Source organism: Haliscomenobacter sp., from assembly GCF_033763495.1.
Lineage (GTDB): Bacteria > Bacteroidota > Bacteroidia > Chitinophagales > Saprospiraceae > Haliscomenobacter.
Window position 1 is genome coordinate 1 of the sequence record NZ_JANRKL010000243.1, and the last position, 10,664, is coordinate 10,664.

General features: G+C 46.6%; 10 protein-coding genes. 2 read left to right on the forward strand and 8 right to left on the reverse strand.

Annotation, left to right across the window (positions count from 1 at the left end):
* From SFV55_RS28840 to SFV55_RS28850, 3 genes are all read right to left on the reverse strand, one after another.
* Positions 1-2,177: tetratricopeptide repeat protein (locus SFV55_RS28840; RefSeq protein ID WP_320033065.1), on the reverse strand; the 2,177-nt coding region annotated here is incomplete at its 3' end.
* A 166-nt stretch (positions 2,178-2,343) separates the two neighbouring features.
* Positions 2,344-2,955, reverse strand: a complete 612-nt coding sequence (pncA, locus tag SFV55_RS28845) for a bifunctional nicotinamidase/pyrazinamidase (RefSeq protein ID WP_320033066.1) — start codon at positions 2,953-2,955, stop codon at positions 2,344-2,346.
* Between the two features lie 6 nt (positions 2,956-2,961).
* A complete protein-coding gene (locus SFV55_RS28850; RefSeq protein ID WP_320033067.1) occupies positions 2,962-4,113 on the reverse strand; it encodes a hypothetical protein in 1,152 nt (383 codons plus the stop codon).
* A gap of 121 nt (positions 4,114-4,234) precedes the next feature.
* On the opposite strand from SFV55_RS28850, the gene cdaA reads away from it, so the two are divergent.
* On the forward strand, positions 4,235-5,035 hold the full coding sequence (cdaA, locus tag SFV55_RS28855) for a diadenylate cyclase CdaA (RefSeq protein ID WP_320033068.1): 801 nt from the start codon (positions 4,235-4,237) through the stop codon (positions 5,033-5,035).
* A 104-nt stretch (positions 5,036-5,139) separates the two neighbouring features.
* On the opposite strand, the gene SFV55_RS28860 is transcribed toward cdaA, so the two are convergent.
* The gene (locus SFV55_RS28860) at positions 5,140-6,486 is read right to left on the reverse strand and encodes a deoxyribodipyrimidine photo-lyase (protein WP_320033069.1); all 1,347 of its coding nucleotides are present in this window, start codon (positions 6,484-6,486) and stop codon (positions 5,140-5,142) included.
* 58 nt (positions 6,487-6,544) lie between these two features.
* Positions 6,545-7,009, reverse strand: coding sequence for a sporulation protein (locus SFV55_RS28865; RefSeq protein WP_320033070.1), 465 nt, complete (start codon positions 7,007-7,009; stop codon positions 6,545-6,547).
* Between the two features lie 115 nt (positions 7,010-7,124).
* Here SFV55_RS28865 and SFV55_RS28870 point away from each other — a divergent pair, with 115 nt between their 5' ends.
* Complete coding sequence (locus tag SFV55_RS28870; RefSeq protein WP_320033071.1) at positions 7,125-7,763, forward strand: hypothetical protein; 639 nt, start codon at positions 7,125-7,127, stop codon at positions 7,761-7,763.
* Here the strand turns inward: SFV55_RS28870 and SFV55_RS28875 are convergent.
* The 3 genes from SFV55_RS28875 to SFV55_RS28885 form a co-directional block, all read right to left on the reverse strand.
* The gene (locus tag SFV55_RS28875; protein ID WP_320033072.1) at positions 7,760-8,230 is read right to left on the reverse strand and encodes a hypothetical protein; all 471 of its coding nucleotides are present in this window, start codon (positions 8,228-8,230) and stop codon (positions 7,760-7,762) included. The two genes, SFV55_RS28870 and SFV55_RS28875, sit on opposite strands and share 4 nt — an antisense overlap.
* A 97-nt stretch (positions 8,231-8,327) precedes the next feature.
* Positions 8,328-9,408 (reverse strand): peptide chain release factor 2 gene (gene prfB, locus SFV55_RS28880; protein ID WP_320033073.1). Its coding sequence is split into 2 segments (ribosomal slippage): positions 8,328-9,347 and positions 9,349-9,408, totalling 1,080 coding nucleotides; the frame shifts between segments, so codons are not numbered across the junction.
* 102 nt (positions 9,409-9,510) lie between these two features.
* Entirely contained in the window at positions 9,511-10,434 is a 924-nt protein-coding gene (locus tag SFV55_RS28885; RefSeq protein ID WP_320033074.1) for an FKBP-type peptidyl-prolyl cis-trans isomerase, read from the reverse strand.
* Positions 10,435-10,664 lie beyond the last annotated feature (230 nt).

Below are 10,664 nucleotides of genomic sequence, written 5' to 3' on the forward strand. Positions count from 1 at the left end.
CCCAGGTCTTTGACATAAATTTCTTCCAGGGAAGCGCGAGCCAGGTTGGCTTCATTGGCTTCGGGGCTATTTTTGAATACCTGTTTGTAGTAGTTGATCGCTCCATCGTAGTTGCCCGCGTTGTAGTTGATCAAACCTAAGGCCAGGAATCCTTGATTGACCAGCGGTGATTTGCCGCGGTATTTGGTCACCAGGTTTTGGAGGTGTGGAATAGCATCATTGGCGCGGCCAATTTCCTGGTAGGTTTGCCCAATGCGCAAGAGGGCATCGTCGGCAAACTCAGATCCTGGGAAGTCCCGGGTCAGGCGCTCCAATGCAGCAATTTCTTCGGTTCTGCGGCCCCGCAAACCTTCAATGATTGCCTTTTGGTAAATAGCATAGTCGAAACCGCCGTATTTGCGGTCGATGGCTTCGTTGTAATAGCGCAAGGCGTTGTCGTACTGGTTGAATTTGAAGAAGGAATCACCCAGGCGCAGGGTAGCATCGCCCAGTACGTTATTGGCTACTTTGTCATTGCGGTACAGGCTGCGGTTGCGGTTGATGCCGTCCACTGTAGCCTGAAAAAAGCCTCGTGCACGTTCATAGTTGTTTTGTTTGATCAGGTTGTAGCCCTGAATATAATTGGCAGTAGCTACCGAAGATTCTTCCGGTAAATTGCTGATACTGCGGGACAAGCCAAGGAAACGATCCATATATTGAGCGCTTTCTTGATAATCCTTTTCGCGATGTGCAACATCACCCAACCAAAAGAGGGCGATTGCTTGAACGCTCATGTCCACTGGATTTTCCAGCGACTTTTGCAAAATCTCCCGTGCAGCCTGGTTTTCGTTGTTTTGCAACAATTGCAACCCCCGGTTTACAGCCACTTTTTGATAGGTTGCCTGCATTTGAGGCTGTAACCCTCCCCCATTGCGGCGACGGATATCTGTGATGATTTCCAGTGCTTGCTGATAGTCACGGTAGTTGAGCAGCACATCAGCCAACAAGCGCTGAGCATCCTGATAGTAGCGGGAGTTGGGCGCAAAATCAGTCAGGTTGGCTACTGCTTCGCGGGGTTGATTCAGCTCATAAGCCAGCTTGGCATAGTTGAAGGTTGCCTCTTCCTTGATGACCGGGTCGAAATTCAAACGTTTGGCTGCAGCCAAAGCGTTCAATGCATTGTTCTTTTGATTGACTTTCAAATAACAGTCAGCCAGATAAAACATGGCATTCTGACCAATGGGGGATTCAGCCCCCGACAGTGGTTTCAAAGTCTGAATGGCCTTCTGGAAATTGCCAGTTTGGTACTGGGTATACCCGATTTGGTACAACTCTTCCTCGCGCAATTTTTTGGAGTTCTCCTGGTAGTATTCCAAATAAGGCAATGCCCGCTGGTAATTGCCCAATTCAAAATAGGATTGACCCACCAACTGCTGAATTTCTTTCAAATCCCGAATACCTTTGTCATTGGCTTTAGGCTCTGCATAAGCAATGACATCCTGGTATTTTTTCTGCGCAAACAGAATTTGGGTCAAATAAAAAGGAATGTAGGGTCGGTAAGTTGGGTTGCTCTCTACAATTTGTAAGGAGGTTGCCGCTTGGGCATAGTCTCCTTCAAAAAAAGAGCTCAAGCCCATGTAATAATTGGCTGGTGCATAATATTCGCCATCTGCCTCGGCGATTACGTCGCGGAAAAACGACTTGGCGAGATTAAATTCTTTCAGGGCAAAATTGGCGTAGCCCTGGCGGAAGCGCATCTGGGTCAAAGTGCTTTTGGACATGCCCAGAGTTGGCACTTCATTGTAAAATTCCAGTGCTTTGGCATAGTCCGCCACGTTGAAGTAATAATTGCCCATATCCATCAAGGCTTCCTGGTATTCAGGATCGGGACGGAAGGAGCGGATGAAATCCATGGTCATGATTTCACCTTCCTTTTGGCGCAATTCAACTGCACATTTGGCCATATACAATGCTGCACGGGTACGAAAGCTCTCCGCAGCTGTTTCGTTTACAGGCAAACTCAAGTCAATGGCTTTTTGGAATTCACGTTTGGCTTTGGCCAAAACGCCTTGTTCATACAGCGTTACGCCGCGTTTGAAAGCTCGGTTGGCTTCGGTGTACACTGCTGTTTGCTGCGCGTGAAGGGAGAGGAAGCACAACAGCAGTAAAGGCAATAAAAGAACCTTTTTGGTCATCATCTTTGATTGATTATCCGTTTAGGGATTCAAGTGCCAGCTAATGGTTTATATCTGGCACTTATGGCTTGTAGACCAAATAATTGGATGCATCATCCAACGTTTTACCCTACAGGTTTAACCCAATAAAGGGAGAAATTTATAAAATTTTAACATAACTAAAGGAAACTTATATGTCTTGCGACTGAACTAAGTCTGCTCCTTTGTTTTGCATGTCAATCACCGCCTGTGTGACATCACCTGCTTGTAGGTTAACACCACGGCAAGCATCTTCGATCAAATTGACCTTGAAGCCCAGTTCCAACGCATCCAGTACAGTGAATTTCACACAGTAATCGGTAGCAATTCCCATCACCCATAATTCAGTAACACCTTGTGCTTTGAGGTAATCGCCCAAGCCAGTGGCCTTGCGGTGACCATTGTCAAAAAAACCACTGTAACTGTCAATTTCAGGATCGGTGCCTTTAACGAATATTTTGTGAATCCCCGCTGTATTCAGGTCTTTGACAAATTCAGCTCCAAAACTTTCCTGCACACAGTGAATGGGCCAAAGAACTTGAGGCAAACCATTGAGGTCAATCACTTGGCCGGGTCTGCGCCAGGGGTGGTTGGCAGCAAAACTACCATGGGTTGCCGGATGCCAGTCCTGGGTCGCCAGAACCAGATCAAACTTTGGCATCAGGGAATTCGCAATTGGGATCAGCAAGTTACCTTCATCAACAGCCAAGGCTCCACCAGGGCAAAAGTCATTTTGTAAATCAATCAGTAGAAGGGTTTTCATTACACGTTATTTGTCTAAACAAGCCAGTTGTTTCATGAAAAAATCCAGTTGGTACACTTCGTATTCTTCGTAGCCACTGCTCCAAAAGACCCGAATTTTATCCACTTCACTTTTTTCCAAAAAACTCAATTGATCTGAAGCAATACCGTAGTGCACGCGGTAGGTCAGCAGGTTTTCCTTGGTATCGTAACTCCCCCGGTCCATGGTACCCGATTTCAGGTTGATGTAATCCCCATTGATCAGTCGGATGGTCAGGATGCTTCCTTTTTCGATAAAACCATACGCTTCTTTGGCGTTAGGGGTGGAAAAAGTGAATTCCAGGGTCAAAAAACGATAACCTCCATCCAGGCTGCTCAAATACCCCTTGCAACTCAGGTATTCTTTGTCTTTGAGGAAAATGCGTAGTTTATCATCCGTGAAACTGAAGAGATGCTGGGCATCCAATTCTTTGCGCAAGCGCCCATTGTTGGGGTCCTTACCATTGAATTTAAACTTGCACTGCACCTGTTTTTCCAGGCCGTAATAGGGGTTGGTTTTGACAAAATCCTGGTAATAAGGCGTTGTGGGGTTGATGGAGGAAAAAAAGTCAGCTGAAAGCGCATCTGCTCTGGGGAAGTAAATCTGGTTTTTGCGGCTTGCTTCAGCAGCTTTAAATACCTCCAGGATATTGCCTTTGTGCGTCAACTCGTCAGCCTTGGCCAATTCCTGCTGGGCGACCAAAGCCTCATTTTTGGATTCTACTTCCGTTTTTCGGGCCGCACTAAGGCGGATATTGAGGCGGCGCAGGTTTTCACTTTCCGCAGCTTCGCGTGCAGTGGCGGTGCTGAGGTCCTGTTCCAGTTTCAAACGTTGCTCTGTTGCTTTAACTGCCCGCTCCTGAGCGATATCGGCTGCTTCCCGGGCCAATTGAGCGCGACGGGTTGCTATTTTGAGGGCATCTGCCTCGGTGATGAGCACCGGATTGTCAAATGGCGTTACTGAGGCTTCGTATACGGGATAGTCACTCCCACCCCCACTCTTTTTCTCATTGAAATATTTCCAGGTACCGTCAGGGTAAACAATAATCTTTTCGCCTTGAGCATTTTGGCGAATGACTTGTGCCGATAAATAAGTACAAGCAAAACAGATCGGGAAGATGAAGAATAAACGTGTTTTCATGCTGTGCGTAGATAGCTTCGCTAATTGGGACGTTGATTAAGCACAAAAATAACGATAATTCCCCCGTAAAAAGTGGACAACTTGCGCTATTTGTATCATTTTTGCATGGTCAACAAAAAATATGCTCCTACTTTTTAAAATAGGCTTTTTACCCATCCGCATTTGGGACTTGTTGGATATCTTGATTGTAGGGTATTTGATGTACCTGATATATCGCCTGTTGCGGGGCAATATCGCCTTTAATATTTTTATTGGGGTGCTTACCCTGTATGTTTTTTATTGGCTGGTGCGCCAGCTGGAAATGCAGTTGCTTTCGGCAGTGCTGGACAAGTTTGTAAGTGTCGGCGTGATCGTAATCGTGATCATTTTCCAGCAGGAGGTGCGCAATTTTTTATTACTACTTGGCAAAAACACTTTGCAACAACGCTCGAATTTTTTGGTAAAATTCCTGCTTGGGCGAAGCGATGCCGAGCCTCAAAATGACCTCAAAAAAGAGCAAAAAGCGGTCAAAACTGCGCTACTTCACCTCAGTGCTCAACAAACCGGTGCCTTGATCATTTTGGCAAAGGACACCAATATGGACAGTCTGGCCTATCCTGGAATCCCCATCAATGCCAATATCAGCGAACAGTTGCTGGAGAGCATTTTTAACAAAACCAGCCCCTTGCACGATGGCGCGGTGATCATCCGCAAAGGAAAAATCTTGTCGGCGGGTGGGGTCTTGCCACTTTCGGAAAGTTCAAATTTACCGCCCAAGGTTGGCCTCCGGCACCGGGCAGCAGTAGGTGCCAGTGAGCAACTACAAGTGGCTGCGCTGGTGGTGTCCGAAGAAACCGGGCAGATCAGTTGGGCTTATGAGGGGGTATTAAAGCAGGATGTGGAGATGGAAGAATTGGATGTTTTTTTGGGGATGCATTTGTGAGCAGCAAGAGGGCAGACAATATTCAAAAAACATCGTTTGTACTCACACGCAGATCATTCCTTCAATAATCCCTGCCTGGCTTTAGAGGCAGAAAGTGGTTCCAGTTAGAGCGGTTTCAACGCAATCTTGTATACCTCTAGGCAGCGTTCCCGTGCCATTTTGTGGTCAACGATGGGCTTGGGGTAAGCCGCTGTGCCGTATTCAGGCACCCACTTGCGGACATACTTGTACTCCGGATCAAATTTTTCCTGTTGAGCAGCCGGGCTAAAAACCCGAAAATATGGCGCTGCGTCGGTACCACACCCTGCTGCCCATTGCCAGCCACCGTTGTTGCTGGCCAAATCGAAGTCAAGGAGTTTTTTGGCAAAATAGGCCTCGCCCCAGCGCCAGTCGATCAACAAATGTTTGGTCAAAAAACTCGCCGTGATCATCCTTACGCGATTGTGCATAAACCCGGTTTGGTTCAATTCGCGCATCCCGGCATCCACAATGGGGTACCCTGTTTTGCCTTGACACCATTTTTCAAATTCTTTCTCATCGTTGCGCCACTCGATGCGGTCGTATTCTGGACGGAAAGAGCCCTTGGCAACATGGGGGAAATTGGCGAGGATTTGGGCATAAAAATCGCGCCAAATCAGCTCATTAAGGAAAGTCTCATTGAGTTCCAGGGCCCGACGTGCCTTTTCCCGAATGCTAATGGTGCCAAACCGGAAATGGATGCCCAAGCGCGAGGTGCCGAGGAGGTAGGGGAAATCCCGGGTTTTGTCATAGGTCTTGATCAGGCCACGGCTGACTGTGTTGGGCGGAATGTCAATATTGGAAGTATGGAATCCCATTGCACTGAGCGCTGGGAGAGGCAGAGGTGGTATTTGGTGGAAATTGGCATAGTACTTTTCGCAAGGATAGGGCTTGAGGTAAAATGAAATGGCCTCTTCGCCTGCTCCTTCCAGTTTTTCCATGTGGGAAAGCAACTTGGTTTTCCAAGTTCGACTGTAAGGGGTGAACACCGTATAAGGGCCTCCGTCAGCTTTGGTCACCTCCAGTTTTTCAAAAATCACCTGGTCTTTAAAGGTGTAGAAGGGGATATGGCGCTCTGTGAGCAGGGCTTTGACTTGTTCGTCTCGCTGGATGGCCTTGTGTTCATAGTCATGGTTGGTATACACCTCGGCAATGGCAAATTCCTCCAGAATTTGTGCCCATATCTCTCTGGGTTTGCCATAACGCACCAGCATACTGCTGCCGAGTTCCTGAAGTTGAGCCTGTAAATCTTGAACACAATTGTGCAAAAAACTCACCCGGGCGTCCTGCGGATCATCCAGTTCGTCCAGTATATCCGTATCAAAAATAAAAAGAGGAAGAACGGGAAACTTACTTTTTAAGGCATGGTACAATCCTGCGTTGTCTTGCAGTCGCAAGTCGCGTCGAAACCAAAATAGGGTGAGTGCTTGCATAAAAATAGAGCCCGTTTAACTAGAGAAAACAGAAGAAACAGGCCAATCCAGGAATGGTTCATTTGATGATGACCTCTTTGCTGTCAAAGGGATTTAGTGCAGTCCCTTTTACTTTTGCTTCTGCTACAATCCGGTATTCTGATTGAACAGCACTCAACCTTTTGGCCAACTTCACCAGTGGAGACATTAAAAAATTGGATTTTTCCAATTCATCCATTTCGGAGCGAACCAGTTTGTACTTGAGGGTGAATTCAACATCCACCTCTTCACCGGCAATGACTTCGATGTCTTCCTGCAATTCAAGATTGCCCAGTTCGTATTCATCCACACGTTTCTCCTTTCCTCTGCCCCTCGAATATTTTTCGATGAGCACCACTTTTACCTTGGTCACCACCTGAGAATGCATGCTGGTAAAACGGATCAGTCCACTCACCATTCCGGGTTGGATGGCAGCGTCTTCATCCAAAATGAGTTCTAGTTTCACCCCTTCAATCCCCAACCATTTCTTTACTGTTCCGATCATCTCCAATGAATTTTACTACAAATTGCAATTAATTGTCCAATTTACGGTAAGAGTATAGATAAAAATGAAGTTTCGTGAGACAAAATCCCGTATTTTTGTGCAAAATGATCAATCGATGAGGGTTAATTTTAGAGAATGGACGCTTGACCGGATAGATGAAGCATTTGGTACCGTGCAGGTAGATGCACTACCTCGTTTGGATGAGTGGATGGCTTATGAGTATAGATTAAACGATTACGAAAAAACCTACCTATCGCATCTCCGAGCTACCTACAACATTGGAGGAGATGACTGGAATGAAGTGGAACTCGAAAACAAGATCATTAGCCCAATGTTTGTATTTGCCGATTTTGACAACCGCAAATACGCCTATTTTTTAGAGCGGGAACTTAGCGCAACCATTGAAGATTATGAAGTGTACGGTAAAGTAGATGGCATGATCGCTTCAGGGTTTCGCAACCCCAAACAGCCATTTTTTTGTATGAATGAGTACAAAAGAGCTACCGACCCTAATGGCGATCCCAAAGGCCAGGTGCTCATCGCCATGTATACTGCATTATCACTTAATGCCCATTCAAATTACATCTATGGTTGCTTTATTGTTGGCAAACTTTGGCACTTTATGGTACTAGAAGGCAAAGAATACGCTATTGCTCCCGCATTAACCTGTGATGGTGAGGAAATTTTTGACATTTACGGCAAACTCAAGGGCCTGAAAGCAAATATCGATCGACTCTTTGTTACTGAGCATTAAATCATGCGCTTGTGCCAGCTCTGGCCCAATTTTTTCACAAAACCTTGATCCAAATCAGCTTTAGTCGCCACCAAGGGGTCAAAAACCAAGGTGTTTTCATTGATTTGTTCGGTAGCGTACAAACGGGCAAAAGCCTCGCGATCTACTGAATGTACGGTTCCATCAGCGTCCTGATAGGAAAAAATCATGCGGTTGAACAAGTCCACTCCGTATTCTGCTTGCAAGCCTTTGAGGAATGCCACCGACTTATCGATCGAGCAACCACTGGCATCCGCTTGTGACTCGTCGACCATAAGTACCACAAATCGATTGTGCAGCACATCGGCATCTGCCATCAGTTGACGGTTGTGGCTCACCCATTGTTGGGCAAAGTATTTCAATTTGGTACGGATGCTTGGCACATCGGCATCCGCAAAGGGTTTATCACTGGCGTAAATCCATACGCGGGAAGAAGGAGATAGAGACATATGGTTGAGAAGTTGAGAGGTTGAGGAGTTGAGGCTACCGCGAGCGACTTTGACAATGTCTTTGTCCAATCCGCTCGCGGCAGCCTCAACCTCTCAACTAGTTATCGTGGTGCAATAAATACGCTTTCAAAAATTCATCAATATCGCCATCGAGTACGGCATCCGTTTGGCTGGTTTGGTGGCCTGTACGGTGGTCTTTCACCCTGCGGTCGTCCAGAACGTAGCTGCGGATTTGAGAGCCCCACTCGTTTTTCATTTTGCCCGATTCGATTGCCTGCTTTTCAGCTCTTTGTTTTTCGAGTTCTCGTTCGTACAATCTGGATTTGAGCAGCTGGATGGCTTTGTCGCGGTTCATGTGCTGGGAGCGTTCCTGTTGGCATTCGGCCACGATACCCGAGGGGATATGGCGTACCCTTACGGCAGATTCGGTTTTGTTGACGTGCTGTCCACCCGCTCCACTTGCTCGGAAAGTATCCCATTCCAGATCGGCTGGATTGATGTCGATTTCGATGGTATCGTCGATCATGGGGTGCACAAATACCGACGAGAATGAGGTCATCCGTTTGCCTTGGGAGTTGTAAGGGCTGACCCGTACCAGACGGTGTACTCCGTTTTCTCCTTTGAGCAATCCAAATACGTACTCACCCTGAACTTCGATGGTTGCAGATTTCAGGCCCGCAACATCGCCATCCTGGCGGTTCAGTTCGATGAACTTAAAGCCTTTGCGCTGTGCCCACATCATGTACATGCGGTACAACATTTCGGCCCAATCACAAGCTTCGGTACCGCCTGCTCCGGCGTTGATTTCGAGTATGACGTTGAGTTCGTCTTCGGGTTGATTGAGGGTGTTATGGAATTCCATATCCTCTAATACGGCTAGTGCTTCAGCGTACTTTTGATCTACTTCTTCTTCCGTGGCTTCCCCTTCTTTTTGGAATTCCAGGAGTACTTCGGCGTCATCGACCTGCGCTTCGGCATTGCGGTATTGTTCTACCCAGTTTTTGTGCGTCTTGAGTTCTTTGAGAATGGACTCGGCCCGTTTGGGGTCGTTCCAAAAGGTAGGATCGAGTGATAACTGCTCTTTTTCTTCGATTTGAATGAGTCGGTTATCGACGTCAAAGATACCTCCCTAAACTCATCAGACGCTCGCGCAAATCGCGGAGTTGTTCTATCGTCATGATGCTCCTTTTTAGATTGTGAAGTAAATAAAATAGGGCTGTAGAGACGCAGAGCCGTGCGTCAATTTCTCACGGCATCGCGTCTCTACAATTGATAATCAATTACATTCCTGGTTGTCCAGCCAAAACATAAGGTGATGGCGTGAAGGAATTGTTCCCTTCGATGTAGAAAATCAATTCTGAATTGCCAGGAATTTTGGGAGGAGAACCTTGTTCGCCGTAGCCCAAATTGCTGGGAATGAAGAAAGTTACTTTCATACCCTTTTTAACCAGTGCCAGACCTTCTACCCAACCTGGGATCAGGGGCTGGCGGCCCATCGGGAAAGAAAAGTCTGCATCGCGCTCAAAAGAGTTGTCAAACATGGTACCATCGGTCAATGCGCCGTAGTAATCCAGGTAAACGATGTCATCGTTTTTGAAAGTTGGGCCACTACCGGGCTCATGAACGAGGTACTTCAAACCGGATTGGGTGGTTTTGATGCCTTTCAGGTTACCCGCTTTGTATTCTCTTGCGATATTCTCGGTAAAAGCTTTAGCACGGGCTAGTTCAGACTTCATCTGTTCTGGGCTACGCTTTTTACCTTTGGACTCAGCATTTTTCTGGAAATCAGTAAATACCTTCTGCATTTCAGCAGTGGTAAGTACATCTTTGACCACCATATCGTAATACATCAGCTTAGCGCCTTTAAACCCTTCTGGCTTCTGCTCTTCCTTCAAGGTATCCAGAGGAACGAAGATTGTGATGCTGTCTTTTTCCTTCATGCGCAAGAGTGCCTCAAAAATTGGGTTTTGGGGCATCTGCTTCATTTGTGCTGAATCGGGTATTTGAATCAACTGGAAATTGGAAGCGACTACGCTATCCCCATTCCGCAATTGAAACCGATAATAAGCAAAATCACCAGCCTTGAGTGCACTACCCGATGATTTGGTGTGTTGTACGTACTTGTACCCACTCGGCAACTTCTGCTCTTTTTTGCATCCTGACAGCAATACCAGCGCCAGGAATAAGCATGACAAAATTCTCATGTTTGTTATTGATGTTAAGAGGCTCCTGGCTTTAGGTCGGAACCCAAAACGGAAAACCCAAATTTGGTTACACAGTAAATTCATTCACCCGATTCAGGGATTCGCGGTATTCCGGCAATAACTCACGAAACTTTTTAATCGTTGCTTTTAAACCGATAAAAGAAGCACCACCCGAAGCATTTTTATGCCCACCTCCTTTGAAGTGTTTTTGAGCGATTTCCTGTACCGAA

Bases quoted from the DNA above. Each gene is read 5' to 3' on its own strand.
- pncA (WP_320033066.1), bottom strand. From the start codon at position 2,955: ATGAAAACCCTTCTACTGATTGATTTACAAAATGACTTTTGCCCTGGT.
- cdaA (WP_320033068.1), top strand. From the start codon at position 4,235: ATGCTCCTACTTTTTAAAATAGGCTTTTTACCCATCCGCATTTGGGAC.
- SFV55_RS28885 (WP_320033074.1), bottom strand. From the start codon at position 10,434: ATGAGAATTTTGTCATGCTTATTCCTGGCGCTGGTATTGCTGTCAGGA.
- SFV55_RS28870 (WP_320033071.1), top strand. From the start codon at position 7,125: ATGAGGGTTAATTTTAGAGAATGGACGCTTGACCGGATAGATGAAGCA.
- SFV55_RS28850 (WP_320033067.1), bottom strand. From the start codon at position 4,113: ATGAAAACACGTTTATTCTTCATCTTCCCGATCTGTTTTGCTTGTACT.
- SFV55_RS28860 (WP_320033069.1), bottom strand. From the start codon at position 6,486: ATGCAAGCACTCACCCTATTTTGGTTTCGACGCGACTTGCGACTGCAA.
- SFV55_RS28875 (WP_320033072.1), bottom strand. From the start codon at position 8,230: ATGTCTCTATCTCCTTCTTCCCGCGTATGGATTTACGCCAGTGATAAA.
- SFV55_RS28865 (WP_320033070.1), bottom strand. From the start codon at position 7,009: ATGATCGGAACAGTAAAGAAATGGTTGGGGATTGAAGGGGTGAAACTA.